The sequence below is a fragment of the Pseudomonas sp. GW821-FHT09D08 genome (genome assembly GCF_059416305.1).
Genome location: NZ_JBWKOX010000001.1, coordinates 34937 through 61245, shown reverse-complemented (window position 1 = coordinate 61245; position 26309 = coordinate 34937). Strand labels below are relative to the sequence as shown.

Below are 26309 nucleotides of genomic sequence, written 5' to 3'. Positions count from 1 at the left end.
AGGGGCAAACCGCTGGCTTATACCCAGCGGCGGAACAACACGCTGGCATTCACGCCACCAAACCCGAAGCCGTTGGACAGCGCGTATTCAATCGCCATCGGCCGCGCATCACCGCGCACCATGTCCAGGCCCTCGGCCAGGTCATCCGGGTGTTCCAGGTTGAGGGTCACCGGTGCGACCTGATCGCGCAGGGCAAGTACGGTGAAGACCGCCTCGATCCCGCCTGCTGCCCCGAGCAAGTGGCCGGTGGCGGACTTGGTCGAGCTGATCGCCAGGGGGCCACCGGCACCGAATACGGTCCTGATGGCTGCCAGTTCGCCTTTGTCGCCCACCGGGGTCGAGGTGGCGTGGGCATTCAGGTACTGCACCGCAGACGCCTCGATCCCCGCCTGACGCAACGCCTGCGTCATCGCCCGGCGCGCACCGTCGCCGTCTTCCGGGCCGGCGGTCATATGGTAGGCATCGGCACTGGTGCCATAGCCCACCAATTCGGCAATAGGCCGGGCACCGCGTGCCAGGGCGTGTTCCAGCTCCTCGATGACCAGGATGCCGGCGCCTTCGCCCATCACAAAGCCGTCACGCGCTTGATCGAACGGGCGCGAGGCGCGCTCGGGGGCGTCGTTGAAGGCGCTGGACAAGGCCCGCGCCGCCGCGAAGCCGCCCAGGCTGACCCGGTGGATCGCCGCTTCGGCGCCCCCGCACACTGCCACATCCACTTCGCCCGCACGGATTATCCGCGCGGCGTCGCCAATGGCCTGCACCCCCGCCGCGCAGGCCGTGACCGGCGCTCCCAGCGGGCCTTTCAAGCCATAGTTGATCGACACATGCCCGGCGGCCATGTTGCTCAGGAACGATGGGATGGTGAACGGCGACAAACGTCGCGGCCCCTTGCTGTCGGTGGTACGTACCGCCTCGGCGATGGCCGGAAAACCGCCGACGCCCGAGGCAATAATGGTGGCGGTGCGTTCCTGCTGCTGCGCGGTGTTCGGGGCCCAGCCGGCCTGCTTCAGGGCTTCGTCGGCCGCCGCCAGGGCGAACAGGATAAAACGGTCCATCTTGCGCTGCTCTTTTGCCGCCAGCAGGCGATCAGGATCGAACCCGGCTTCAGGGTCCTGCAGCACGCTCTGCACTTGGCCGCCGATGCTGATGGCCAGGTCGCCGATCAGTTCTTCAGGCAGGCGACGAATGCCCGACTGCCCGTTCAACAGGCGTTTCCAGGTTGACTCCACGTCAGCGCCCAACGGTGTCAGCGCACCCATGCCTGTCACAACGATACGTTTACTCATGATCAATCGACTCCGGTTGCATTGAGGGTTCAGACTCTATGGACGTCACTATCATGATGAAAGTAACATGGCGTCACACAACTGTGCACCGGCCCCTAGGAACCTTTATGCAACGCAAGTCCCTGACCCGCGACGAATGCCCCATCGCCCGCAGCCTCGAACGGGTAGGGGAGTGGTGGAGCATCCTGATCATGCGCGACGCGTTGCAGGGGCTGCGCCGCTTCGATGAGTTCTCGCGCAGCCTGGGCATCGCGCCGAACATGCTCACGCGCCGCCTGACAGCGTTGGTGGAGGCGGGGATGCTGGAGCGCAGGGCCTACAGTGAGCGGCCGCCGCGCTATGAATATGTGCCGACCGCCAAGGGCGAGGATTTCCGCATGGTGCTGATGTCGCTGGTGGCGTGGGGCAACCGGCATTACGCCGAAGAAGGCACCAGTGTCGAGTTGGTCGAGCGGGACACGGGGCGGCCGGTGCAGCCGATGTTGGCGAGTGCAGAGGGACACATCGTGCCGTTGGAGGACTGTGTGTTGCAGGCCGGCCCGGCGGCCAGTACCGGTATGCGGGAGCGCTTGGCTTCGCTTGCCGCAAAGCCTTGAATCCTGCGGGCTCAAGCAATAATTTGACGTCAGAAAATAATCCTGCTGCGCCCCTTAAAGTCGCGTATTTCCCAGCCGATAGCGAGTCAAGACACAGGTTTTTCCGCACGGCTGAGGGCTCGTCATGTTCAATACAACACTCAAAACCGAACTGGCGGCCAGGACGGCCGAAGTCACCGAGTACAAAGGACTGATCAGCGCCCTGGAACGCTCCATGGCGGTCGTCGAATTCGACCTCAACGGCAAGGTCCTGCGTGCCAACGATAACTTCCTGAAAACCCTGGGCTACAGTCGCGACCAATTGGCGAGCAAATCCCACCGGGACTTTTGCTTGCCGGCGCTGACCAACAGCCTGGCCTACAGCCAGTTCTGGGGTGAGCTCAAGGCCGGTAAGTTCGTGTCGGGCACCTTCAAACGCGTGGATGCCCACGGCAAGACCATCTGGTTGGAAGCCAGCTACAACCCGGTACTGGATGAGCGTGGCCAAGTGCTGAAAGTGGTCAAGTACGCCCTGGACGTCACCGCCAAGGTCGAACAAGAGGCCGCCACCCGCAGCAAATTGACTGCGGTGGATCGTGCCATGGCGGTGATCGAGTTCGATTTGAACGGCCAGGTGCTGGATGCCAACGCGAACTTCCTGAACGTCATGGGCTATTCGCTGGCGGATATTAAGGGCAAGCACCACCGTCAGTTTTGCGAACCGGCCTTGGTCAACAGCCATGAGTACGCGGACTTCTGGCGCCGTTTGAACAACGGTGAATTCTTCACCGGGCAGTTCAAGCGCCTGGGCAAACAGGGCCGGGTGGTCTGGCTCGAGGCCAGTTACAACCCGGTCTATGACGGCGATGGCACACTGATCAAAATCGTCAAGTTTGCCAGCGACATTACCGAGCGCGTGGAAAAGTTCGAGGAAGACTCGCGTGGCGCCTCTCGCGCCTACCATATTTCGTCCGAGACCGAGCGGTTTGCCGAGCACGGTACCCAGGTCATCCAGGAGACCGCCAGTGAAATGCGTCGGATCGCCGACAACATCGGCGCGTCCGCACGGCTGGTCGGCCAACTGGGTGATCGTTCCGAGCAAATCACCGCCATCGTCAACACCATTCGCGGTATCGCCGACCAGACCAACCTGCTGGCGCTCAACGCGGCGATCGAGGCCGCCCGCGCGGGGGATCAGGGCCGTGGTTTTGCGGTGGTGGCCGACGAGGTCAGGCAACTCGCCGGGCGTACCAGCCGCTCCACGGCGGAGATCTCTGAAATGATCGGCATGATCCTTTCGGAAACCCGCGACGCGGTGGCCAGCATGAGCGCCACCCAGGAAGGCGCGCAGCGTGGCGTGAACCTGGCGGACCAGGCGGGTTCGGTGATTTTGCAGATCCGCACCAGCACCAGTGATGCGGTGCAGGCCGTGAGTATGTTTGCGTCGAAACTGGATGAGTCGGAGGTTATTCCCAAGACGGCTGTCGGCTGGGTGGGATAATTCCCGCGTACCGACAGGCTTACCTGCACGGGCAGGGCTCAGACCAGGCCCAGTGCTACTTTCTCCTCGAAGTCAGCTTTTAGCTCGGTCTGCCACGCCAGCAGTCGAGCTGGATCGCAGATCACCTCAAACAATGCCTGATGCACGGCATGATTGGGTTCTGCCGCGCAAAGACGCTTGGCCATATCCAACACTTCCCGATCAAGTTCCTGGGTTGTCAGGGCGGCCTTTTTATCCACCTGCCAGCGCTCCAGCCAGCGCTGGACCCGACGGTATTCGGCGCGCACTTCTTTGCTCCAGCGTTCGCTCAGATTGAACACGCCATTCAGGTTGACAACCCTTGGTGCATCAATCGGGTCGATGCTTTCCAGTTCAACCTTAAGGTCGACCGGCAGCAGCTTCAGCGCAAACTTTCCCGCCGGTGGCCGTTTGTAGGGATGGAACCACTCTTGAAACGAGCCATCTGTGTGGACCTTGTCCGTTCCTTTATTCGGGGCTTCGTTGCAGTCGTCGCACATGGGGATGAGGTTGTCTTTGCACACTGACAACATCGGGAATTGCGCTTTGGCTACCCAGTGATCCACATGCGCCTTGCCCAGTTCATCCCCACACACTACGCACGCCTCGCGAGCATCGGGATGGTCGTCGACTTTGTGAATCTGCTGAAAGTCCTGCTTGAAGAACTCGTAGGTAACCTGGCTGGGCTTGTCGTCAGTGACATTGCCCGCGACACCATAGGGCAATCCCTTGCGCAACCCTGGCGAGTAGAACGCTTCCATCAGTATTTGCAGCGCGTCCCAGTCGGCATCGGTCTGGAATGGTTTTTTGATCGGGAGCACAGGGGTGTTGGGCGCCAATGAAAAATAGCCCGACACATCGCTGGTTTTCATCACCCACTGTTTCAGGTTGTTTTTGTCGCTGACGCTGAGATCGGCCAATCGAATGGCGTGCGTCAACAGCGGTGTTTTACCCACCTTTCGCCCCAGAAAGTGCCAGAGCCATTTACCCTCGATCCGCGTGCCCAGTGCCTTGATGAGTTCTGCTTCAGTGAGTCGGCCGCTGTGGACCGTGGGTTCACACAACCACAAGGCAAAGGTGTGCATCATTTTCTGGCAGGCTGCCAACGCCGGTGCCCACTTGCTGTATTGAATCGGCTTAAGCACCCGATTTGCCCTCGTAATGTTGCTTGAGCAACTCAAGGACACCGTTGCGCATCGCACCGTCTTTCAAGCTTGGCAGCAGTTGCTTCAATGCCCTGACCTCGTCATCTTCCTTCCAGCGGTTTAACAGCACCCGCAGTTCCGAACGGTGGAAACCCGTGCCCAGGTGCGCAATCAAGGTTTCGACGCGGGCAATGTCCTCAGCCAGCGGCACTTCGATACCTTTCACCTCGTCCAGGAATTTCTCGATGCGAGCCTTCGCCCGTGAACCGATGCTGTCCTTGGCCTTGAACACCGACATCAACAGCGCCCCAGGCTCGGTGCCGAAGGTGCGTGTTTTCAATGTGCCGGCGCGGGAGTGGCCGACGCTGTCCTTGGCGATGAAAATGACTTCCTCGTCAAACACGTCGGACAACACAATTGACGAATGGCTGGCCACCAGCACGGCGCTGTTGTCCCTGCCCATGGCGTGCTCGATGATGCTGACAATTTCGCGCTTCCAGCTGTCATTGAAATGGGTCTCGGGTTCGTCCAACAGCAACAGCGCATCCGGCTCGCCGGCCAGCAGATAAAACAGCGCCCAGCGCCGCAGGACCATCTGTTCGCCGTCCGACATTTCGCTGTAGGCCATGATGCCTTGGTCGTGGAGGGCGTCTTCGCGACTGGTTTTGCCATCGCGACGAATGCACATCTCAAGATCGCCAACCAAGCCCAGGGCCATCCAGCGGATCAACTCATGGAAGCGACTGAATGGACTTTGGCTGGCTTCCCCAAGCATCAGCGCCAGTACGTCGCCCTGATGTTGAATGCCCTGGTTGTGAAAGCGTGCGTCGAAACAGGACGTTCGCGTAGCAGGCACATCTCCTTCGATATCGAAATAAACCCTGCGCAAGGAGCGATTCGGATGGGGGATTGCAATCACATCACCGGCCATCAGCAGCAGGTCATGGATTTTTTTCTGGAACGCGGGCGGCGCGTCCTTCACTTTATCCAAGTCAATCAGCAGGCCCACACTGACCAATTGATGCCAGCCTGCTGTTTGCAGCAGCGCGGCCAACCGAGGCTCTCCCTGGCCGTTGCGGGTAACCAGGCTATCGTGCAGCGCCACCGCCAGCAGGGCTGCATCAGGACGATTGTCGCTCAGCAGGAATGGCCGACTGAGCAGGTCACTGGCATCCCGGTTGGTATACTCCAAGGGGCTGGTTGGCGGGCTCGGCAACTCGGTGAGCCGAACGCTGCTCTCGTCGTAATGAGTCCAGCCGGCCGGGCGCTCCATGCCCTGGCCGTAGAGCTCCTGATCGTTGATATCGGGGAGCGCATCGGCGCTGAGCGGTGGCTGCCAGATGGCTTGCCAGGGCCTCCACGACCCGGATGTGTAGGCCAGGACCTTGGGCAGCAGATCTTTTACGCCCTGGGGGAAGCTGCCCCTGGGTACCCGCGTGACGAATCCAAGTGACTCATGCTCACCCTTGCGCAACGCGGCAAGGCACTGGGTGAACGTGGCTTCGGCGCAATGCTTGGGAAAAGGATTCTCCGTGCGTTGCCAGATGGCCGCTTCGCTTTTTTTGCCAGGGTTGTCGAAGACGATTTCGGAAAACTGTTCATCCGCGCCCAACTCATAGATCAGCGTAAAGGGAAAACCCGGGAGCTGCCCGTCCGCCATTGCCAGGAAGATTGCGGAAATCGCCCTGAGCAGATGGCTCTTGCCACTTCCGTTAAGCCCGGCGATGAAATGGATCCCGCAGCGGTTGGTTTCATCACCCAGCACCGGCCAAGGGGCCTTGTTCGAGAAACTGATCTTTACGTGGGACAGTGGAGGGTAACGGTCGATACTCAGATAACGCAGGCGCATTTATAACCCCAACTCGGCTTCGAGAATGCTCGCTCTCAATGCTTTGGCATCCCGTGATGCCAGGCCGTCTTTTACGTGCCCGTCCGCGCTCTGCCGATAGGCGCGGAACGCTGCCAGATAGGGCGCTGCATCGCCCTGGCCACGGGGCGGAAGGCTGATGTGCTGGATCAAGCCCAGCGCGCAGAGTTGTTCCAAGGTCCGGCGGATCTGGCTTGGACTGACGTATTCATGCAGAGGGTTCAAGGCGTGCGAGGTGCAGAAGGCGTCGAAGCTTTCAGGGTCGTCGACAATCAGCGCCTGGCGGCGTCCACGCAGGCCGCGCCATACCAGGCGTTGGAGCAAGGAGAGTTGTTCAGTCGCCGTGGTGCGGTAGGCACGCCTGAATGCGCTGGATAAGACCGGTGAAACCTCACTGGCGTCGATTTCATCGTCGGGTACCGATAGCGCCACATACGGCGGTGAAGGCGCGCGCCAACGTGCGGACAACTTGCCGTCGAAGGCGTCCCTAGCGATTGCATGATAGAGAACACGGGACTTTTTCTTGGCCTGCGCAAGCGCGGTCACAGGCACCGCGTCAAGTATTCCAAGAATGCGGCGCTGCTCGGCCCGAGTTGGCAGTGCAACCTTCATGCGCCCCAGATACTTTTCATCGAGAGGCCGTTCGGTCGTTACGGTCAGGTCGAACCAGGCCGATCGGAACAACGACGCGAGGTAGTCAGCGCAAACCTCATCCTTTGGACGCAAGACAGTCAATGTGCGCGAGGCGAATTTCGGCATATCCCCCTTGGGCACAACGCCCACTTGGCCATAGGTAACCCGGTCGGGATGTGCTCCGAGCAACAGGTCACCAGTGCGAACTTCACGGCCGGGATTGGGCATGTCGTGTAAACGCACCAAGGTTGGCCGTAGGTGGGACATCAAAAGATCCCGGTGGGCAAAGAACGCCACCTCGGTATCCGCTGCGTACCCAGCCTTGGCCCCGTCATCGTGAGGGTTGATCCAAACGATGTCAGCCAACGTCAGCAGTGCCCAGTCTGGCCCTGTTGTCCCGGCAGGCGGCAACATGAGCCGCGTTGCCAGTTCGCGCTTGAGGTGGTGGGCTCTGTTTACGGCTTCGCGATAGGGACGGACACTCGCTTGCTCAAGCGAGTCGACGATATACCGCTGCTCGTCGATTGAGGGCAGCGCAATGTGCAGGTTGCGAAAAAAGCCATGGGACAAGGTGGGCTGGCTGCGCGTTGAGGTGTTACTGCGTGCGGCGAGTTGCCGGAGCCAAGGTTGTTGGAAGAAATGCCAGAGATAGTGGGCAGAGAGTTGGGGGCCTGGGCGTAGAACGCTCATCTGGGGGCCGAATCCCACCCCCTGTGGCAAGTCGCCGACCACCGCCGAAATCCAACGCCCTGACGTGACGCCGGCAAACAACACATCGCCCTGGCAAAACATGGCGGTGCCTTCAGGGACGTCGGCCAACAAGCGCTGGTTGGTGTTCAGGATTTCGCCGGTTTCATCGTCAATTCCCGCGTAGTCGACGTAGTCGACCGACAATTCATCGGCGGGCAGGCTGTGCCTCGGGTTGAGCTTGCACACCTGCAGCAACGGCATTTCCCGCCAACGGGAAACGGCACTCATTGGCCTGCCTCCAGCAGCCCACGTAAGTCGCCTAACCGGTCGAGAATGCTTTGTTCTATCGCGCAAAGCTCATCAAGCAGCTCCAGCGTGCTGGCGCCCTCAGGAACCCTCGGCGCTTCAGGCCAGCGGTAATCATTGAGATCCAGGCTCCATTGGTTGGCCTCGATACAGTGGGGGGCCAGGAAACCCTCCTGCAGGACGCCGTCGACATAGAGTTGCCGCGCCATCTCTGCCGCGTATTCCGGACGCACGCGTCGGGCCTCGTCGTGGGAACCCTTGATTTGACCGGTAAGGTCCTGCCATTCGGGGTTGGGCACCCACTCGCGAACAGGCACTCGCCATTGCTTGGTAACGCTGGCCCGGCTTGGGAAGAACTGCATGAACTGACGACCCGGAGCACTGCCATCCAGGTCGTTTGTAGACAGCGCGATGACTTCGTTCACAAAGTAGTCGCGAGTGGCCTGTTTTGTCCCATCCAGAGGCTGATAATACACACCGCTTTCCAACCGCTTATTTCGCCGCCGAAAGTGCACCATGGCGTCGTACAGGTCGTTCTTGTCGTCCCCGACTTCGTAAAACCACACGCTGCCGGTCTTGGGGGCGGTGTGGGTGTCCAGCGCTGAGGCATGCTCCGAACTCTGGACTTTCTTGAAGATCAGCAAGGCGACGGGGGTAGAGACTTGTGGCAGTGTTCCGGGCGGCAGCAGAATCACCCCCTCGACGGCATGCCGCACGAGCAACTCGTGGCGCAATCGGCGCTGTGCTCGCGTGGTTCCGTAGAGCACGCCCTGGGGCACGATCAAGGCGGCACGGCCTTTGATTTTAAGCAAGTCAAGGGAGCGCCAAATGAACAGCAGCTCCAACCGGCGGGTGAGTTTATCTTTTTCACTGAATGCGCTAGGCGGCAGGTAACCCGCACTGGCCGGCAGGGCATCATCACCTACGTTGCCCAGTGGCAGGTCACACAGGACATAATCGTAATGAGCGCTTTGCAGCAACCTTTTGACGGCCTGACCGTCGAGCAGTCGGGAAACACTGTTACCGGTGTGCAACTGCGTGGGATTGAGCTTGTGCAAGAGCATGCTCATCCAGCCGATGCGCGCCATTGACTTGTCTACGTCGATGCCCACAGGGATCCTGCGCGAAGCTTTGCTGCCGCTATTCATCATGTAGTGCTCGGCGTCGAGCAATAACCGCGCCGTGCCCACAGCGGGATCGATCAAGCGAGCACCGGGTGTGGGGTCCAACAACGACACGATAAATCGCGACAGTCGCGGCGGCGTGGTATTCAGCGAATTTCCACCCACGGCGGCGAGCTTGAGCAGATCATCGAACGCCTTGCCGGCCGACGGGGCTGTAAGCGTTCTTTTTTCAACGAAGTTGAACAGCCCGTCCACGGCCTTCAACAGCATGAGCAAGGCTTCGGGTTTGGAGGATTCCAACTGGAAATAGGCGTCGCTGAACAGCCCATTCAAGTCCAGGCGCACCTTGTCGGTCACATCGTGGATCGCTTCATAGTCCCGCAGGCGCCGAAAGACATTGCCCGCGAGGAGGGGAGCGGGGTCGGCGCTCTCCAGCAGCGCGGTCCAGGACCGATCAAACCGTAGGTGCTCCAGATACTTGATCAGAATCAGGCAGGCAATTTGCTCGACAGCGACCTGAGGCGAAGACGCGAGACCGGAGGCCACGAGGATATTCCACAGCGCGACGGCTTGATTAGGGGCGTGTTCAGTCGACATCGGAGTCCTTTTCGATAGGTGTGGCGGTCAAGCCGGCAAGCATAGAGGCAAATGGCCAGAATTGGCAGCCAAGGCGGGAGAATTGAAGGCAGGACCAGGCTAAGGGCAAGCCCAAGCCTGGGCAGGTGGATGGGTCAGTCAACCCAGGCAAGGAGGGTGGTGGTTCGGGATTACTCTTTCACATCCATGAACTCTTCAGCCCACGCCACATAGCTCTCTGGCAACGTGTAGGTATGGGTCAGTTCGGTAGCGCTGAGGTTCGAGGTGCTGTGGGTCAACTGACGCTGGGCACGCAGGCTGTCGTAGGTGGCCTTGATCGCCGCAAAATACGCACCATGACCGGCAACTACCACGCGCACGCCTAGGCTGGCCAGGCGTTGGGCGTCATGGAGCTTGGGGTTGCCGTAGGTCACCAGCATCAGCGGCACGGTGAGGTTTTCCGCGATCTTCTCCAGGTGCTCGAAGTCGCTGACACCCACCATGCAGATGCCGTCGGCGCCGGCTTTCTGATAAGCCAGGGTGCGCTCGATCACCGCTTCGGTGGACAACACGCCGGCGTTGGTCCGGGCGATGATCGACAGTTCAGGATCGACACGGGCTTCCAGGGCGGCGCGGACCTTGCCGATGCCTTCCTGGATGGAAATCAGGTCGGTGGATTTACGCCCGAATTGTGCAGGCAGCAGCGTGTCTTCAATCGTCAATGCCGCAACGCCGGCGCGCTCAAGCTCTTCGACGGTGCGCATCACGTTGAGTGCATTGCCGTAACCGTGGTCGGCATCGGCAATAAAAGGCAATTGGGCGACGCGGCCGATACGGGTAGCCTGCTCGACGAACTCACTCAGCGTGATCAAGGCAAAATCGGGTGCTGCCAATACCTGCAACGACGCAACTGACCCTCCCAGGATACCCACCTCAAACCCCAGGTCTGCCGCGATACGGGCGGACATGGGGTCGAATACGGAAGCGGTTTCAACGCAGCTCGGCTTGGCCAGCAGTTCGCGGAAGTTGCGGCGCAGCGTCGAGTGAGATTTTTTGGGCATGTTCTTTCCTGGCTCTGGTCATCGTCATGTGACGATCTATGTCTATTCGTGGTCGCGCGAGATTACCATGCAGGCGGGGCGGGGATTATGACGTTTGAGCATGGGGTATGCTGGAAACAGATGGTGCACGCCGGCCTTAAAATGCTTATTACGCATTATTATAGAATTACGTTATGCATTATAAGAAGTTTACAGCAGGCAGTCCGGTCCTTATGGTGTGGGCAGATTATTCCTGTGAACACTACCGAGACCGTACGCGCGGATCGACTTGAACGGCCTGACAAGGCATCTGGAGACGAACGTGCGTTACCTGACGAGACTGGCGGCCGGGTTGGCGGCCGTATTGCTGTGCCTGACCGCGAATGCGCAAACGCTGGTGGTGGGCGACCAAAGCTACAACGCCCAGGCCGCGATGGAAGCGGCGGGGGTGCTTGAAAACCTGCCCTATACCCTTGAATGGAAGCAGTTCACCGCCGGGTCGCCGGTTGCCGAAGCACTCAACGTCGGCAGCCTGGACATTGGCTTGCTGGGTGATGCGCCCGTGCTGTTCCTGGGCGCATTAGGCGCGCCTATCAAGGTGATTGCGGTCAGTCGGCAAAATCTCGACGGCGTGGCCATTCTGGTGAAAAACGATTCGCCGATCAGGAGCCTTGCAGACCTTGCAGGCAAGCGTGCGGCCATCTGGAAAGGCTCCTGGAGCCAGCAACTGTTGTTGACTGCGCTGGATAAAGCCGGCGTGCCATCGGATTCACTGGAGTTGCGCTACCTCAGTGCGCTGGATGCCTCCCATGCCTTGGAAGGCGGCTCGGTGGACGTTATCGCCACCTGGGAACCTTACGTTACGCAGCAGGAACGCCAAGGCGCGCGGGTGCTCGCGACGGCTGACGGGTTGATCCCGGCCCAGAGCTTCATTGCAGCCAACGCCCGTGCCGTCGAAGCCAAGCGTGTGCAGATCAGCGATTTTCTCCAGCGCCTGAAAAAGGCGCGTGACTGGGCTCGCCAAACCCCGGCCAACACCGACGCCTATGCCGATGCGTGGGCCAGGCGTACACGTGCGGACGCCGGTATCGCGCGGGCCTGGTTTGCCCGTGCGCGCACGACCGTCGAGCCCGTGACGGCGCAGTCGCCAGTAGAGGCGCAAAAGACCGTGGACTTTTTTGCCGGCCAAGGGTTGGTCAAGTCGTACCCGGCAGCCAATCTGTTCGATCAGTCATTCGCGGCGTCCCTGCAGCCGGCCGTCGCTGAGAACCAGCCGTGAAGGCGCCAAGGAAGACTCTGAACATGACCAACAGACAGCTCAAACTGGGTGCCTTGACGATGGGCAGTGGCGGGCCGGGTCGCCATAACCTGTGGCTCGATCCTCAATTACCGGCCGACGCCAGCGTCAACATCGATTGGTACATCGATATTGCGCGTCAGGCCGAGGCGGCGTTGTTCGACTTGATGTTTATCGTCGACAGCCAGTTCATCACACCGGGGTCGCCCTCCCATTACCTGAATCGGCTGGAACCGCTGACGCTGCTCTCGGCGCTGGCCGTGAGCACACGCCATATAGGCTTGGTCGGTACGCTGACCACCTCTTACAACTCGCCCTACAACGTTGCGCGGCGCCTGGCCTCACTGGACCTGATCAGCAAAGGTCGTGCGGGATGGAACGTGGTGACCAGCGGCGATGCCGGTACCGCCGGCAATTACAGCCGGGACGAACACTACGATTACGACACGCGCTACGGCCGAGCGGCTGAACACGTTCAGGTTGTGCAGGGCTTGTGGAACTCCTACGAGGAAGATGCCTTCGTGCGCGACCGGGCGACCGGGCAGTTTCTTGACCCGAGCAAACTGCATCGCCTGAATCACCAGGGCGAGCACTTTTCGGTGGTCGGCCCGCTGAATATCCAACGCTCACCCCAAGGCCAGCCGGTGATATTCCAGGCCGGTGATTCGCCCCAGGGGCGCGAGCTGGGTGCCGCCACGGCCGATGTGATCTTTACCCATGCCGCCAGTATCGAACAGGGCCAGGCGTTCTATCGGGATGTAAAGGGCAGGGCAGCACAACGGGGGCGCGACCCAGAGCAGATACTGGTCATGCCTGGCGCTGAAATTTACGTCGGCGACACGGATGAGCACGCCCGTGAAATCGAGCAGCACTACCATCAGGTCGACCACAGCTTTGAACTCGCGCTGAAGGAATTCGGACGTAACTTCGGCTGGCATGATTTCAGCCAGTACGACCTCGATGCGCCGTTTCCCCAGGAAAGCCTCGAGTCTGCGCGCAGCAGCTTTTTTACTGCGGCCAAGCGGATTGCCGATCAGGCCCGCGAGAAAGGTTTCACGCTGCGCCAAGCCGTAGAGTTTGGTCGACAACTGCGTCCCGGCGCATTCGTCGGCACAGCTGACACGGTCGCGCAGAAAATGGCCGACTGGTTCGAGGCCCGCGCCGTGGATGGCTTCAACATTTACATCGGGCACCCCGAGCAATTCAAGCGTTTTACCCAAGACGTCATACCGTTATTACAGGCCCGTGGCGTGTATCGCAAAGCGTATGAAGGGACGACCCTGCGCGAAAGCCTGGGGTTGCCGATTCCGCGCTTTGAGCGCCGCGGACAATGCCTCAACGCACTGGGCACCGAAAACACGCTGGTTAAATCTTGAATTGCCTCAACAGGCCTTCCAGGCGATGACCGATGGCGTACAGCTCATCGACCGTGTGTACGCCGCTTTGGGTCTGGTCTGCGACGTTTTCAATCGCGCGGGCTATCTGGTGGACGCTGCGATTGATGGCTTCGGCAACCGACGTCTGCTCTTGCGCGGCGCTGGCGATGTGCGCGTTCATGGTGTTGATGGTAACGATCAACTCGACCGCCTTGCCCAGCGACTGCCCGGCTTGTTCCGCGTGCAGGCTGGCGCCATGACCTGCTGCGCCGGAGTGGCTCATCGCAGTGACGACCTTGGTGGTGGCCTGGTCAAGGCGCTCGATCATCGCTTGAATTTCTTGGGTGCTGAGTTGCGTCCGGCTTGCCAGCGCGCGTACTTCGTCGGCAACCACGGCAAATCCACGACCGGCATCCCCGGCCCGGGCGGCTTCGATCGCGGCATTGAGTGCGAGAAGGTTGGTTTGCTCGGCGATCGAGCGGATCACATCCAGCACCGTGACAATGCCTGCTACATCGCCTTGCAGGCTTTTCAGCGAGGCGCCTCCCGCGGACAGGTCCTCGGTCAGGCTGCCCAATCGGGTGATGCTTTCATTGACGACCTGCCTGGCGTGCTGGGCCTGCACATCGGTTTCGCCCGCTGCCTCTGAAGCGCTCTGGGCACTGTTGGCGACCTCTTGCGCCGCAGATGACATCTGATTGATCGCTGCAGCGACTTGATCGGTTTCCTGGCGTTGCCGTTCCATGACCTGATCGATGCATTGGCTCTGTTCGGCCACCTGGGTCACGGATGTATTCAGTTCTCTGGCCATGCCGACGATCTGGCCGACCAGCCCATGAATCTTATCGGCGAAGGCATTGAACGATACGGCCACCTGGCCGAACTCGTCGCGGCTGATGGGTAAGCGCCGCGTCAGATCGCCTTCGCCCGCGGCGATTTCATCGAGGTGCTCGCGAATCCGCGACAGGGGACGCAGGCTGCTTTTAACCATTAACACTGCGAGCACGCCGGTGATCCCGAGCGCAATCAAGGCAATGACGGTTATCCCGTAGACCAGGCTGCGCACACGCTGATGGATTTCCCCTCGTACTTGGGCAACCTGGCTTTCGATTCGGTCGAGATTGATCGCGGTGACCACGACCATGTCCCAGGCCGGCAGGTAAAAGCTGTAAGCCAGCTTGGGAACGACTTTATCCGTATTGATCAGGGCCCCCGAATAGTTGACGAAGTGGGTGTCGCTCTTCGCGGCGGCAACCATTTCCCGGTTCAGATAAAGCCCGTTCCTGTCTTTGCGCTCACTCATGTTGGTACCGACGCCTTCGCTGCTGTCACCACGAAACAGGCGCACGACCTGACTGTCGTAGCCGATAAAATAGCCGTCGTCCCCATACTTCATCCGGGACAGCCGCGCGATCGCCAGCGCACGCGTAGCTGTGTCCCCCGTCTCGGCCTGCGCATACAGCTCCGCTACCGAGGTTCGGGCAAGGTTGGCGTAGTCTTTCAAGCGTTCCCGGCTTTCATCCAGCAGGCGTTCCCGGGTCGCCGTGACTTCCTGCTCGGCGCTCGACAGCAAGGTGGTGCTCGTTGTCAGCGCCAGCACCGTGGACAACAGCACCACTGGGGCCAGCACCAGCATCAGTACTTTGTTTTTAAACAGCATGCGTGGGGTTCCTCACCTGAATCTGCAGGAAAGCGGCCGCAAGGGCCGCGATCGTCGACTTACCAAAGGGCGATGTCATAGGTGAGGTAGAGGCGATTGCTGTCGCGGCCGCGGGAGAACTCAGAACGGTAGACATAGTTGCGCATGCGCACGCCCAGCCCCTTGAACGTGCCGGCTTGCACAACGTAAGCCAGCTCGGTATCACGCTCCCATTCCTTGACTGTGGTGGTGGACTTGCCGTCATTGCCGCTCAGGTAGCGCGTTGAGAAGGTCAGGCCGGGCACGCCGACGGCGACGAAGTTGTAGCCATAGTTGAGCATCCAGGTCTTCTCGTCCTCCTCAATGAATTTGCCGATGCCGGCATTACTGAACGAGTAGACGGTCGCGCCGCTGATGTAGGGTAATCCGGCATCACCGCGAAGGGCCTGGTAGCCGCCACCGAGGGTATGGCCTGCAATCACGTAGGACAACTGGCCGCTGAACATGTCATTGTCGATTTTGCCTGCATAGGCCGAGCCGCTATCAACGCTGTTGAAGTAGCGCAGGTCGCTGGTCAGCACGCCACCGGCCAGCGGCAGGTCGTGCTGGATACCGGCGAAGTTCTGTCGGTAGAAGTGCTCGAGTTCCCCGTAGAAATAACTCAAGCGCAGGTTTTTGCCCCATTTGTACTCAGCCCCGGCGTAGTTGAAATCTCCGGACTTTTCCCCGCTGTAGCCATCAGGCACGATCGGCACGCTGTTGGTGGAGTCGCGCAGTTTGAAACGGTCCAGATGCCCGCCGGTCACGGTCAGGTTCTCGATGTCGCTGCTGCTGACCTGGGTGCCCTGGTAGGTCTGGGGCAACAAGCGCGCATCGTTGTAAATCAGCACCGGCGTCTTGGGCAGCAAGGTGCCGTACTTGACCGTGGTTTTGGCGAACCTGGCTTTTGCCGTAGCGCCGGCGCTGGCAAACTCGCCGGCCGCCCGCCCGTCATCATGCACCGGCATGAGCCCGGTGCCGCTGCGCCCGCGCCCTGAATCGAGCTTTACCCCATAGAGCCCCAAGGCGTCCACGCCGAAGCCGAGGGTGCCCGCGGTAAATCCGGACTGATAGTCCAGCAGAAATCCCTGGGCCCACTCGGTGCGTTCGCTCTTTGCCGTTCTGGCGGCCCGCGCACTCAAGCCGTGCTCGTCGCGAAAGTTCTCGTTGAAATACACATTGCGCAGTTGCAGCTTGAGCTTGCTGTCATCAATAAAACCTTCGGCGTTGGCCGCCGCGACGGGTACCAGGCCTAACGCGCAAAACAAAGCTCGACGGGTATACATAGGGTTCATGGCAAATGACTCGTTGTTGTTATTTGGGGTACAGGTCGGCACGCGCCTCGTGAGTGAGGCGCGCTGGAAGGCAGCAGGGGTTATGGGTGGATCAGGTAAACAGGCTGATGGCACCGGTCAACAAGGCCAGGGCGGTGACGACCAGGGAGGTCAGCACGGCCCATTTGACGGTGGCCTTCTGGAAGTCGCCGATATCGCGATCGACCATGCCCACCAGCAGCAGGGTCGAGGCCACCAGCGGACTCATGAGGTGAACGGGCTGGCCCAGGATCGAGGCGCGGGCGATTTCGACCGGGTCGATGCCATAAGCGGCGGCGGCATTGGCCAGGATCGGCACCACGCCAAAATAGTAGGCGTCATTGGACAGTACAAAGGTCAGCGGCATGCTGGTGATCGCAACCACCAATGGAAACAGGTGGCCCCAGGATGGCGGGATCCAGTCGACAAGGGTCTGTGCCAGGGCATCCACCATCTTTGTACCGGAAAAGATCCCGGCAAAGATCCCGGCGGCAAATACCAGCAACACCACGGTCATGGCATTGCCCGAGTGCGCCAGGATGCGTTCTTTCTGAATGTCCAATTGCGGGTAGTTGATCATCAGCGCGAGCACGAAGCCGATCAGGAACAGGATCGCGGAATGCATCAGCCCCATCACCAGCGCCGCCATCACCGCGATCACCAGCACCAGATTGACATAGGCCAGCTTCGGACGTTTGTGGGGCGTGTCCTCGAGAATCGCATCGATGTAGCAATCGCCGCCGCCGCTTTGCAGCTGCACGTTGCCGATACGCTTGCGCTCTGCGCGACCCAGTATAAAGGCCGTGAAGATCACCCACAGGGCACCGCCGATCATGGTCGGCAGCAACGGCACGAAGTACTCGCCGGCATCCAGGCCCAACGCGGCAATAGCCCGTGTCGCAGGGCCGCCCCAGGGCGTCATGCCACTCATGATGCTCAGCGACAGCATGGAGATGGTTGCCAGGATCATCGGGTTCATGCCGATGCGTTTATACAGCGGCAGCATTGCGGCGCAGGTGATCATGTAAGTCGTTGTGCCGTCGCCGTCGAGCGCTACCAGCAACGACAGCAGGGCCGTGCCTACGGCGATCTTCATCGGGTCGCCATTGACCCTCTTCAGGATTTTGCGGATCAGCGGGTCGAACAGGCCTGCGTCGATCATCAGGCCGAAGAACAGGATCGCAAACAGCAGCAACGCAGCAGACGGGGCGACCATTTTCAGGCCGTCGAGCATCATCTTGCCAGTGGTGCCTCCAAAGCCGCCGATCACCGCGAAGACGATGGGAACCACGGTGAGCGCGACGATGGGCGACAAGCGCTTCGTCATGATGAGATAGGTGAATACGACCACCATGGCCAAGCCAAGGAAAGCGAGCATAGGACGATTCTCTTGTTGTTATCGTAAAAATGGCTGACGCCGAGGCGCACGAGCCCTGACCCGCCGGGCGGCACAACGCGCCTGGCGGGGAGGGGGGTTCAGTCAAGTCAGGGGGGGAAGCGTTATCCGGTTGTCTCTAGACGCGTTTGGCGTCCTTCAGGTCGTCCCAGGCTTTTCCCGGTGCGGCAGAAGATTTTGCGTCGAGCATCCGGTTCAGCGTGTCGCGTTGGCAGGCATTTTCAGACATCGAAATCACCACCGTCGCTACGGCGTTACTGGCCAGGCTGGTCAGGGCGCGAGCTTCAGACATGAAGCGGTCAACGCCGATCAGCAATGCCAGGCCGGCCAATGGGATGTCGTGAATGACCGTCAGGGTCGAGGCCAGTGCCACGAACCCGCTGCCGGTAACCCCGGCGGCGCCTTTGGAGGACAGCAGCATGATCGCCAGCATGGTGATGATCTGCGTCAGGCTCAGATCAATGTTGCAGGCCTGGGCAATGAAAATCGCCGCCAACGACAGGTAGATGGCCGTGCCGTCCAGGTTGAACGAGTAGCCGGTGGGCAGTACCAGGCCGACGACGCCTTTTTTGCAACCCAGTGCCTCGAGTTTCTCCAGCATGCGCGGCATCACCGGTTCCGTGGAGGAGGTGCCGAGTACCACCAGGAACTCTTCCCGAAAGTAGCGCAGCAGCTTCCACAGGCTGAAGCCGTTGGCGCGGCAAATGCTGCCCAGTACCACGAACACGAAAAAGCCGCAGGCGATGTACAAGGTCATGATCAACTTCGCCAGCGAACCCAGCGAGGTGATGCCGTACTGGCCGACAGTGAACGCCAAGGCCCCGAAAGCGCCGACCGGTGCAAAACGCATCAGGTAGGAAAAGATCTTGAAGACCATTTGCGAGGCGGATTCGAGCACGTCGAGTACCGGTTTGCCACGTTCGCCCAGCGACGACAAGGCAAAGCCGGACAACACCGCGATAAACAGCACCGGCAACACTTCACCTTTACTGAAGGCGCCGATAAACGTCTGGGGAATGATGTGCATGAAAAACTCCACCACCCCAAGCTTTGCGGCCGACTCCGTGTACTGGGCCAATCCTTTGGTGCTCAGCTGGCTGGGATCGATGTTCATGCCGACGCCCGGCTGGAACACGTACACCGCGACCAGGCCAATCACCAGGCTGATCACCGTGAGGACAAAGAACAGCAGCATGGTTTTGCCCAGCAGGCGCCCGAGGGAGCGCTTGTCGCTCATCCCGGCGATGCCGGTGACGATGGTGCAGAACACCACGGGCGCAATCATCATCTTGATCAGTTTGATGAACGCGTCACCCAGGGGCTTGAGTGCAATGGCCTGCTGGGCCCAGAAATGCCCGACCACGATGCCGAGCGCCACGGCGAAGAGGATCTGGAAGTAGAGCGATTTAACAACTTTCATGGCATCACCCATTTTTAGAATTGTGCGGATGCAAAACTGCCAACGACTATCGGAATTTATCCGGCAAGGCGCTGCGAGTCAGTGGCGTAGACGTAACCGGAGAAAAGCCTGCGGGCGGTGCGTACGACTGAGGCCTGAATTGTCTCACCGTTCACGCCGGTGTAGGACAATACGACATCAATCCCGCCGCTCGGGTGTTCGATCCGCACCGCTTCAAGGCGCGGCGTACTGATCCCGCCGAGCATCTGCGCAACGATGCTGCCTTCGATCACGCACGCAGTGGCCAAACCAATCGAGCCGGTAATGGCGAGCGCGCGGTGGCAGTTGTGCGGCATGAAGTAACGAACCTGGATCGTGCCCCCAGCTTTCGCGGGCGAAACCAGTACCGGCTTGGGAATCACTTTGTCGCTGACATCGCCCAGGCCCATGGCCAGGCCGGCCTGAAGCCGCAGCGTCTCGAGGCGCCGCAGGAATTCCTTATCGGCGTCCAGTTCCGCCGGGCTCTCATCGCCACGCTTGCCCAGTTGGCTGGCTTCGACAAGCACCATGGGCATCGCCATGTCGATACAGGTCACCGCAATGCCATCGATCACGTCCTGCGTGTTACCGGTGGGAAAGAGCTTGCCTGTCTTGCTGCCGGCTGCGTCGAGGAACGTCAGTTGCACCGGTGCGGCCGTACCGGGCACGCCATCAATGGCGGTATCGCCCTCGTAACTGACTTTGCCATCCGGCGTGTACACGTCGGAGTGAATAAAGGTGCCGGTGTTTACGTTGCGAATACGCACACGGGTGCGCTCCGGGGTGCCTTTGACCAGACCCTGCTCGACGGCGAACGGGCCCACCGCGCACAGCATGTTGCCGCAGTTGGGGGCGCTGTCGACCCTGCGTTGTGAAACCATCACTTGAACGAACAGGTAATCAACGTCCGCATCCGGGTGCAGCGAAGGGCTGACAATCGCAACCTTGCTGGTTTGCGGGCTGCCACCGCCGATGCCGTCTATCTCTAGTTCATGACCGGAGCCCATCAGGTTGAGTAGCAGTTCGTCGCGGGCCTCAACGGCGGCGGGCAAATCCCAGTCAAGAAAAACCGGACCTTTCGAGGTGCCGCCGCGCATCAGCACACAGGGAATTCTTTGCATGATACTGACTCTTGTTGATCAATCGGTGTAATTGATGTTCTTGGAGCAAGAGTCTCAAGCTTTAAAAAATGTTTCAAATGCAAAGATTGAAGAGATTATTGCGTTTTACGAATGATAAATTTACGCTGAGTTTCCTTTTGACGCCTTGTGCGGGTGAGATAAGACATGGAATATGAGCTGAATGACATTCGATCCTTCGTGAAAATCGCTGAACTCGGCAGTTTTCACGAAGCAGCCGATGCCTTGCACCTGTCTCAACCGGCACTCAGTCGCCGAATTAAAAAACTGGAAGAGGGGTTGGGCACCTCGTTACTTGATCGCACCACGCGTAAGGTCAGCCTCACGAGCGTCGGTCGTGACTTTCTTCCAAAGGCACGTCGGTTGCTCGATGACTTCGATGAGTCGATTCTCAATATCCGTGAACTGGCCGAACGCCAGATTGGCCGGGTAACCCTGGCGTGTATCCCTACTGCGGCTTTCTATTTCCTGCCGTCAGTCATTCGCCTGTATAACGAGCGCTACCCAAAAATCCGCATCCGCCTGCTGGACTTGAGTGCCAATGAGGGGCTTGAAGCGGTGCTGCGGGGAGAGGCCGACTTCGGGATCAACATGATGAGTGGGCAGCATCCGGACATTGAGTTCGTGCCCCTGGTCAGCGAGCCCTTTGTATTGGCGTGCCGGCGTGATCATGAGTTGGCTGGACGCAGTTCGGTCACCTGGTCCGAATTGAGCGATTACCGCCTGATCGGGGTAGGGCGCCTGAGCGGCAACCGCATGCTGCTCGATCACGCGCTGTCTGGCCTGAGTTGGCGGCCGCAATGGTTCTACGAAGTCCAGCACCTCTCGACTTCGCTGGGCCTGGTGGAGGCCGGCCTGGGGGTTTCGGCAATGCCGAGCCTGGCCATGCCGGCTGAAGATCATCCAACCTTGGTCAGCGTCCCGTTGATCGAGCCGGTTGTGAACCGCTCCTTGGGCCTGGTTTACCGCCGGGGAGCATCGCTTTCGCCGGCGGCGGAAAAATTCGTTTCGATACTGCTTGAGCAATGGCCGCAATGAGCCATACGGCTGGTTTGTTTCTCAAACACGCCGCGGCTCGTCCTCGACAATCTTGCGCATCAGGCTCAGGTAGCGACTCGCTGCGAGCCCCAGGGGACGGTTCTTTACCCAGATGATATCGACCCATAGCCGCATCTGACTCGGCATGTTGTCAAACACCACCTCCGTCAATGCGCCCGAACTGATCAGAGGTTGTACCAACGGCTGTGGAAGATAAGCCCAGCCCAATCCTTGCTGGACCAGATCCAGCGTTGCCAGGTAATTGTCGCTGTGCCAAATCCGCCGTGACAGCACAACACGTGGATCAGAGTCTGTAGGCCCTCCAGTAGCCACGATGATCTGCCGAACGTTGACCAGTTGCTCTTCACTCAAGGGGCTTTTCTTGCCGGCGGCCGCAGGATGATCCGGAGCGGCAACGGCTACCAACAGTTGGCTCCCCGCTTCAAGAAACGTCTCCCGCTCGTCAAGCCCTGGTCGTTCAAATCCAAGGGCCAACTGCACACGCCCTTCATGGAGCATGCGCATCGCCTCCGGATGGGACGCGGAGCGAATCTCGATTTCAAGCGTGGGAAACTCCCTGGCGATAATGGACAGCGGACGATTCCACACGCCTGTTTGCAACTCCGGCGCCATCGCAAGGACCAAGCGCTCCTCCAACCCCTGGTGAAGCTGGAGCGCATGGGCGTCCAGCAGGTTTAACTGGCTGGCGACCTGTCGAGCCTGGGGCTCAAGTGCTTTGGCGGCTGGCGTAGGAATGGCTTTGCGGGTTGATCGGTCAAAAAGCAATAAATCCAGTTCGGCTTCAAGCTGCGACACCGCCATGTTGATGGCCGAGGGTACCCGCCCCAATTTGCGTGCGGCGGCAGAAAAGGAGCCGCTGTCGACAACCGCAAGGAAAACTTTCAGTGACTCACTGGTGAACGCCATGGTGGTTGTCAGATTTTCTGATGATGATCGTCTTTGTTTATCAGGTTTATTAGCCTAATTTCCACTTCTATTCCAAATGAAGTCCGTGGGGCACACCATGTTAAACACTGATTTGAGGGGGCATGTGGCACTTGTCAGTGGTGCCGGCAGTGAAGCGGGTATTGGCATGGCGATCGCTCGCAGGCTAGGTGCAGCGGGTGCGAGATTGATCATCACCGCCAGCAGCCGCCGCATTGAGGAACGCGTTAAAGAGCTGCTCGCAGAAGGGTTTGAAGTTGAGGGCAGGGCAGTTGACCTCACTGATGAACGTCAGGTGCGGGAATTCGGCCTCTGGGCGGTGTCGGTCTGGGGGCGGGTCGATATTCTGGTGAATAATGCCGGCATGGCCATGCAAGGCAGCCCTGAGGTTTTCTCGGAGTTGGCGAGTATGGAACTGCATGAATGGAACCTTTCACTGGCCAGAAACCTAACCACCGCTTTCCTTCTGACGCGGGCTGTTTTGCCCGGTATGAGGGCGCGAAGTTACGGGCGCATTGTCAATATCAGTTCCACCACGGGCACCCGCGGGAGCAACCCGGGCGAAGCCGCTTATAGCGCTGCCAAAGCCGCGATGGTGGGCATGAACATGGGACTGGCACTTGAAGTCGCCAAGCACGGGATTACCGTCAACAGCGTGGCGCCCGGATGGATCACCACGGGCTCAACCACGCCGGTTGAAGCAGAGGCGGGGCGCTTTACCCCGATCGGGCGGGCAGGCAGTCCCCACGAAGTGGCGGCGGCGGTTGCATTTCTGGCGTCTCCAGAATCCAGTTACATCACCGGGGAAGTTATCGTGGTCGATGGCGGTAATTGCCTGGTCGAGAATAAAGCCCCTCAACCCGGTTAATGACGCTTGAATGAACATCTGCGCGATATATCAAGGCTATATGTCAGCTGACAATGTAAATAGTTAAAGCCAACACCCACGTTATAAGTTCGCGGAGCGATATTCACCCAATATTCGGGAGCTGATGTTGCACCTGGAGAATGAGGGCGTGTGGCTTATCTATACGGCAACGAAGTTTAACTAATGTGATACTTAACAAAGGGTTCTAATCATGTCGAACAGTGGAGTTGGTGAATCAGCGATTGCTGCCTTTGCCGCAGCCGAGCGTGCCCGTTTTATAGAAAACAACCCAACGTCGATGGCGCTGGCCAAGCGTGCCAAGGCGGCGCTGTTCAACGGTGTGCCTATGCACTGGATGAGCGATTGGTCGATGCCTTCGCCGCTTTTTGTCCAGCGTGCCAAAGGTGCCCGCTTCACCGATGTCGACGGTCATGACTACATAGACTTCTGCCTCGGCGACACCGGCACGATGTTTGGCCACTCACCTGATCCTATCGCCCGCGCCATAGCCGAGCAGGCGAACAATGGCTTGACCACGATGCTGCCTGGCGAAGACGCGGTGGTCTGCGCTGAGTTGCTGGCCCAGCGGTTTGAGCTGCCTTATTGGCAAGTTACCGCCAACGCTACCGACGCCAATCGTTATGTGCTGCGCTGGGCGCGCGCTATCACCCAGCGCAATGTTCTACTGGTGTTCGACGGCTGTTATCACGGCACCGTGGATGACGTGATGGTCCGGTACCGAGAGGGCAAGACCGTGCACCGTTCGGGCCTGGTGGGGCAAGCCTACGACTTGACCCAATACAGTCGATCCATTCCCTTCAACGATGTCGCTGCACTGGAGGCTGCTTTAGCTCAGGGCGACGTGTGCGCGCTGATGTGCGAGCCGGCGATGACCAATATCGGCATGGTCCTGCCCGATCCGGGGTTCATGCAACAGTGCCGCGAGCTGACGCGAAAATACGGCAGCCTGTTGGTCATTGATGAGACCCACACTATTTCTACCGGCATCGGTGGATGCACGCGCCAATGGGATTTGAAACCCGACTTTTTCGTAGTGGGGAAACCCATCGCCGGTGGCGTGCCTTGCGCAGTCTTTGGCATGACCGAGCACGTTGCGTTGGCCATGCACGATGCGCAGAAAAGCATCAGCGAAGCGAGCGGCGGGCATGGCCACAGTGGCATGGGCACCACCTTGTCCGCCAACGCACTGGCGATGCGTTGCATGCGCGTCAGCCTCGAAGAGGTCATGACCGAGTCTGCGTACCAGCGCATGCTGCCCCTGGCCTCAAGACTGGCCCAGGGTTTTCGAGCGTTGTTCAAGCGGCACCAACTGAACTGGTCGGTAACCGAGTTGGGGGCTCGTTGTGAGTTTCAATTCTGTGCCACACCGCCAAGAACAGGTGCGCAAGCCGAGGCGGCTTTTCATGACAGCCTTCAAATGGCGCTGCACCTCTATCTGATCAATCGCGGGATCCTGATCACGCCTTTTCACAACATGACCCTGTGTTGTCCGCAAACAAGCGAAGGGGATGTCGACAGGCTGATCGGTGAACTGGATAACGCGCTGACCACGCTGCTTGCCCTACCTGGAGCGCGGGTTATCTGTTCATAAGTTCCATTGTTCTTGAATACTGTCCAGTCGCTTGAATAAGCGCCGAGAGGTTCGATATGCAATTTGCTGATAAAAAAGAGGCCGAAGACTATCTGGCCGCCCACCCTGAAGTGCTGAGCATCGAGTTGTTCCTTCTCGACGCGAACGGTGTTCCGCGAGGCAAACTGCTGCATCGCGACGAACTACTGGCGATCTACGCAAACGGTCGGCCGCTGCCAAGCTCCATTCTCGCCTTGACCGTGCAGGGTGAAGACGTCGAAGACACAGGCCTGGTCTGGGATGTCGCCGATGCCGATTGTTGGACATACCCCTTGGCAGGAAGCCTGACTCTGCAACCCTGGCGCACCAACCCCACCGGTCAGGTGCAGGTGAGCATGCACCCGACCCAAGGTATTCCTGCCGCACCGGCCGACCCGCGACACGTACTGGTGCATGTCATTGACCGACTCAAAGCCGATGGTTTCCATCCGGTAATGGCCGTGGAACTGGAGTTTTACTTGCTGGACCAGCAACGCGATGCCAACGGTCGGCCGCAGCCAGCGCTGCAGACCAACGGCGTCCGTCCCCAGGCACCGCAGGTTTATGGCCTCTACGAATTGGAGCAGCTGCAACCCTTTCTTGATGACCTCTACGCTGCGTGCGCGCTACAAGGGCTGCCCGTACGCACAGCCATCTCCGAGTACGCTCCAGGCCAAGTGGAGTTGACCCTGGAACATCGTTTCGACGCACTCCAGGCTATTGATGAAGGCGTACGTTACAAACGCCTGGTAAAAGGTGTCGCCAACAAACATGGGCTACAAGCCTGCTTCATGGCCAAGCCGTTCAGTGACCAGGCCGGGAGTGGCATGCATTTGCACGTCAGCCTGGCCGACGAGGAGGGTAACAACCTGTATGCGAGCGAAGACCCACAGGGTACGCTCCTGTTGCGTCACTCGATTGGCGGGATGATGGCGACCTTGTTTGACTCGCTGGCGATATTTTGCCCCCATGCCAATTCATATCGCCGGTTCCAGGCCGGCAGTTACGCGCCACTGGCCAAAAGTTGGGGCGTCAACAATCGTACGGTGTCGTTCCGCGTGCCCGGCGGGTCAGCAATCAGTCGGCACATCGAACACCGCATTTGCGGGGCGGACGCCAACCCGTACCTTGCCGCTGCCGCATTACTCGCGGGGATTCACTACGGCATCACCCATCAAAGCGATCCCGGCCCGGCGATCGTGGGAAATGGCTATGAGCAGGCGACCGATTTTCTACCCACCGACTGGCTGACCGCGTTGCAGGCCTTGCAGGATTCAACCTGGGCACGCGAGGCGCTGGGCGCCGAATTCCTGAAGGTGTATCTGGCGATCAAATGGCGCGAGTTCCGTCAATTCAACGCTGAAGTCGGGGAGCAGGACTGGCGCTGGTACCTCACTCACGCATGACTGATGGGCGATAACCGATGCTCA

Annotated in this window: 20 protein-coding genes and 2 pseudogenes; 9 read left to right on the top strand and 13 right to left on the bottom strand. The window is 59.6% G+C overall.

What is annotated here, in order from left to right:
• Positions 1 to 17 precede the first annotated feature (17 nt).
• Positions 18 to 1286, bottom strand: a complete 1269-nt coding sequence (gene fabF / locus AC07OP_RS00180) for a beta-ketoacyl-ACP synthase II (protein ID WP_495101434.1) — start codon at positions 1284 to 1286, stop codon at positions 18 to 20.
• Positions 1287 to 1393: 107 nt separating this feature from the next.
• On the opposite strand from fabF, the gene AC07OP_RS00175 reads away from it, so the two are divergent.
• The 3 genes and pseudogenes from AC07OP_RS00175 (at position 1394) to AC07OP_RS00165 (ending at position 3362) form a co-directional block, all read left to right on the top strand.
• On the top strand, positions 1394 to 1882 hold the full coding sequence (locus AC07OP_RS00175; RefSeq protein ID WP_065927563.1) for a winged helix-turn-helix transcriptional regulator: 489 nt from the start codon (positions 1394 to 1396) through the stop codon (positions 1880 to 1882).
• A 124-nt stretch (positions 1883 to 2006) separates the two neighbouring features.
• Positions 2007 to 2774, top strand: a pseudogene (locus tag AC07OP_RS00170) (PAS domain-containing protein); the annotation flags it as partial.
• Positions 2775 to 2777: 3 nt separating this feature from the next.
• A complete protein-coding gene (locus AC07OP_RS00165; RefSeq protein ID WP_495101550.1) occupies positions 2778 to 3362 on the top strand; it encodes a methyl-accepting chemotaxis protein in 585 nt (194 codons plus the stop codon).
• A 38-nt stretch (positions 3363 to 3400) separates the two neighbouring features.
• On the opposite strand, the gene AC07OP_RS00160 is transcribed toward AC07OP_RS00165, so the two are convergent.
• From AC07OP_RS00160 to AC07OP_RS00140, 5 genes are all read right to left on the bottom strand, one after another.
• Positions 3401 to 4525, bottom strand: coding sequence for a hypothetical protein (locus AC07OP_RS00160; protein ID WP_495101433.1), 1125 nt, complete (start codon positions 4523 to 4525; stop codon positions 3401 to 3403).
• Complete coding sequence (locus AC07OP_RS00155) at positions 4518 to 6374, bottom strand: AAA family ATPase (protein ID WP_495101432.1); 1857 nt, start codon at positions 6372 to 6374, stop codon at positions 4518 to 4520. Before AC07OP_RS00155 ends, AC07OP_RS00160 begins: the two co-directional genes overlap by 8 nt.
• On the bottom strand, positions 6375 to 8003 hold the full coding sequence (locus AC07OP_RS00150) for a restriction endonuclease subunit S (protein ID WP_495101431.1): 1629 nt from the start codon (positions 8001 to 8003) through the stop codon (positions 6375 to 6377).
• Positions 8000 to 9742 (bottom strand): HsdM family class I SAM-dependent methyltransferase, encoded by a 1743-nt coding sequence (locus tag AC07OP_RS00145; RefSeq protein ID WP_495101430.1) that lies wholly within the window; start codon positions 9740 to 9742, stop codon positions 8000 to 8002. The genes AC07OP_RS00150 and AC07OP_RS00145 overlap by 4 nt, the downstream gene beginning before the upstream one ends.
• Before the next feature lie 170 nt (positions 9743 to 9912).
• Complete coding sequence (locus AC07OP_RS00140; protein WP_495101429.1) at positions 9913 to 10782, bottom strand: isocitrate lyase/PEP mutase family protein; 870 nt, start codon at positions 10780 to 10782, stop codon at positions 9913 to 9915.
• A gap of 301 nt (positions 10783 to 11083) precedes the next feature.
• Here AC07OP_RS00140 and AC07OP_RS00135 point away from each other — a divergent pair, with 301 nt between their 5' ends.
• On the top strand, positions 11084 to 12040 hold the full coding sequence (locus AC07OP_RS00135) for an ABC transporter substrate-binding protein (RefSeq protein WP_253490110.1): 957 nt from the start codon (positions 11084 to 11086) through the stop codon (positions 12038 to 12040).
• Between the two features lie 23 nt (positions 12041 to 12063).
• On the top strand, positions 12064 to 13434 hold the full coding sequence (locus AC07OP_RS00130; protein ID WP_495101428.1) for an LLM class flavin-dependent oxidoreductase: 1371 nt from the start codon (positions 12064 to 12066) through the stop codon (positions 13432 to 13434).
• Here the strand turns inward: AC07OP_RS00130 and AC07OP_RS00125 are convergent.
• The 6 genes and pseudogenes from AC07OP_RS00125 to AC07OP_RS00100 form a co-directional block, all read right to left on the bottom strand.
• Entirely contained in the window at positions 13424 to 14179 is a 756-nt protein-coding gene (locus AC07OP_RS00125; RefSeq protein WP_371914529.1) for a methyl-accepting chemotaxis protein, read from the bottom strand. The two genes, AC07OP_RS00130 and AC07OP_RS00125, sit on opposite strands and share 11 nt — an antisense overlap.
• 102 nt (positions 14180 to 14281) lie before the next feature.
• Positions 14282 to 15070 (bottom strand): annotated as a pseudogene (locus AC07OP_RS00120) (cache domain-containing protein); the annotation flags it as partial.
• An 83-nt stretch (positions 15071 to 15153) separates the two neighbouring features.
• Entirely contained in the window at positions 15154 to 16398 is a 1245-nt protein-coding gene (locus AC07OP_RS00115; protein WP_495101549.1) for an OprD family porin, read from the bottom strand.
• A 100-nt stretch (positions 16399 to 16498) separates the two neighbouring features.
• The gene (locus AC07OP_RS00110) at positions 16499 to 17803 is read right to left on the bottom strand and encodes a CitMHS family transporter (protein ID WP_027605832.1); all 1305 of its coding nucleotides are present in this window, start codon (positions 17801 to 17803) and stop codon (positions 16499 to 16501) included.
• A 136-nt stretch (positions 17804 to 17939) separates the two neighbouring features.
• The gene (locus tag AC07OP_RS00105; protein ID WP_495101427.1) at positions 17940 to 19253 is read right to left on the bottom strand and encodes a dicarboxylate/amino acid:cation symporter; all 1314 of its coding nucleotides are present in this window, start codon (positions 19251 to 19253) and stop codon (positions 17940 to 17942) included.
• A gap of 44 nt (positions 19254 to 19297) precedes the next feature.
• Positions 19298 to 20380 carry a 4-oxalomesaconate tautomerase gene (locus tag AC07OP_RS00100; protein WP_065941473.1) on the bottom strand — a complete coding sequence of 361 codons (1083 nt, stop codon included), beginning with the start codon at positions 20378 to 20380 and terminating at the stop codon, positions 19298 to 19300.
• A gap of 165 nt (positions 20381 to 20545) precedes the next feature.
• Here AC07OP_RS00100 and AC07OP_RS00095 point away from each other — a divergent pair, with 165 nt between their 5' ends.
• The gene (locus AC07OP_RS00095) at positions 20546 to 21436 is read left to right on the top strand and encodes a LysR family transcriptional regulator (RefSeq protein WP_027605835.1); all 891 of its coding nucleotides are present in this window, start codon (positions 20546 to 20548) and stop codon (positions 21434 to 21436) included.
• A 21-nt stretch (positions 21437 to 21457) separates the two neighbouring features.
• On the opposite strand, the gene AC07OP_RS00090 is transcribed toward AC07OP_RS00095, so the two are convergent.
• On the bottom strand, positions 21458 to 22363 hold the full coding sequence (locus tag AC07OP_RS00090; RefSeq protein WP_115487339.1) for a LysR family transcriptional regulator: 906 nt from the start codon (positions 22361 to 22363) through the stop codon (positions 21458 to 21460).
• 97 nt (positions 22364 to 22460) lie between these two features.
• Between AC07OP_RS00090 and AC07OP_RS00085 the strand changes: the two genes are divergently transcribed.
• The 3 genes from AC07OP_RS00085 to AC07OP_RS00075 all read left to right on the top strand — a co-directional run bounded on the left by AC07OP_RS00085 (position 22461) and on the right by AC07OP_RS00075 (position 26285).
• Positions 22461 to 23249, top strand: a complete 789-nt coding sequence (locus tag AC07OP_RS00085; protein ID WP_495101426.1) for an SDR family NAD(P)-dependent oxidoreductase — start codon at positions 22461 to 22463, stop codon at positions 23247 to 23249.
• A 211-nt stretch (positions 23250 to 23460) separates the two neighbouring features.
• A complete protein-coding gene (locus AC07OP_RS00080) occupies positions 23461 to 24861 on the top strand; it encodes an aspartate aminotransferase family protein (protein WP_495101425.1) in 1401 nt (466 codons plus the stop codon).
• Between the two features lie 56 nt (positions 24862 to 24917).
• Positions 24918 to 26285 carry a glutamine synthetase family protein gene (locus AC07OP_RS00075; protein WP_495101424.1) on the top strand — a complete coding sequence of 456 codons (1368 nt, stop codon included), beginning with the start codon at positions 24918 to 24920 and terminating at the stop codon, positions 26283 to 26285.
• Positions 26286 to 26309: the final 24 nt, after the last annotated feature.

Excerpts from the sequence above, each read along its gene's own strand:
- AC07OP_RS00175 (WP_065927563.1), top strand. The coding sequence starts at position 1,394 with ATGCAACGCAAGTCCCTGACCCGCGACGAATGCCCCATCGCCCGCAGC.
- AC07OP_RS00115 (WP_495101549.1), bottom strand. The coding sequence starts at position 16,398 with ATGTATACCCGTCGAGCTTTGTTTTGCGCGTTAGGCCTGGTACCCGTC.
- AC07OP_RS00110 (WP_027605832.1), bottom strand. The coding sequence starts at position 17,803 with ATGCTCGCTTTCCTTGGCTTGGCCATGGTGGTCGTATTCACCTATCTC.
- AC07OP_RS00145 (WP_495101430.1), bottom strand. The coding sequence starts at position 9,742 with ATGTCGACTGAACACGCCCCTAATCAAGCCGTCGCGCTGTGGAATATC.
- AC07OP_RS00095 (WP_027605835.1), top strand. The coding sequence starts at position 20,546 with ATGGAATATGAGCTGAATGACATTCGATCCTTCGTGAAAATCGCTGAA.
- AC07OP_RS00080 (WP_495101425.1), top strand. The coding sequence starts at position 23,461 with ATGTCGAACAGTGGAGTTGGTGAATCAGCGATTGCTGCCTTTGCCGCA.
- AC07OP_RS00125 (WP_371914529.1), bottom strand. The coding sequence starts at position 14,179 with ATGGAACGGCAACGCCAGGAAACCGATCAAGTCGCTGCAGCGATCAAT.
- fabF (WP_495101434.1), bottom strand. The coding sequence starts at position 1,286 with ATGAGTAAACGTATCGTTGTGACAGGCATGGGTGCGCTGACACCGTTG.
- AC07OP_RS00155 (WP_495101432.1), bottom strand. The coding sequence starts at position 6,374 with ATGCGCCTGCGTTATCTGAGTATCGACCGTTACCCTCCACTGTCCCAC.
- AC07OP_RS00085 (WP_495101426.1), top strand. The coding sequence starts at position 22,461 with ATGTTAAACACTGATTTGAGGGGGCATGTGGCACTTGTCAGTGGTGCC.
- AC07OP_RS00100 (WP_065941473.1), bottom strand. The coding sequence starts at position 20,380 with ATGCAAAGAATTCCCTGTGTGCTGATGCGCGGCGGCACCTCGAAAGGT.
- AC07OP_RS00130 (WP_495101428.1), top strand. The coding sequence starts at position 12,064 with ATGACCAACAGACAGCTCAAACTGGGTGCCTTGACGATGGGCAGTGGC.
- AC07OP_RS00150 (WP_495101431.1), bottom strand. The coding sequence starts at position 8,003 with ATGAGTGCCGTTTCCCGTTGGCGGGAAATGCCGTTGCTGCAGGTGTGC.
- AC07OP_RS00090 (WP_115487339.1), bottom strand. The coding sequence starts at position 22,363 with ATGGCGTTCACCAGTGAGTCACTGAAAGTTTTCCTTGCGGTTGTCGAC.
- AC07OP_RS00140 (WP_495101429.1), bottom strand. The coding sequence starts at position 10,782 with ATGCCCAAAAAATCTCACTCGACGCTGCGCCGCAACTTCCGCGAACTG.
- AC07OP_RS00075 (WP_495101424.1), top strand. The coding sequence starts at position 24,918 with ATGCAATTTGCTGATAAAAAAGAGGCCGAAGACTATCTGGCCGCCCAC.
- AC07OP_RS00105 (WP_495101427.1), bottom strand. The coding sequence starts at position 19,253 with ATGGGTGATGCCATGAAAGTTGTTAAATCGCTCTACTTCCAGATCCTC.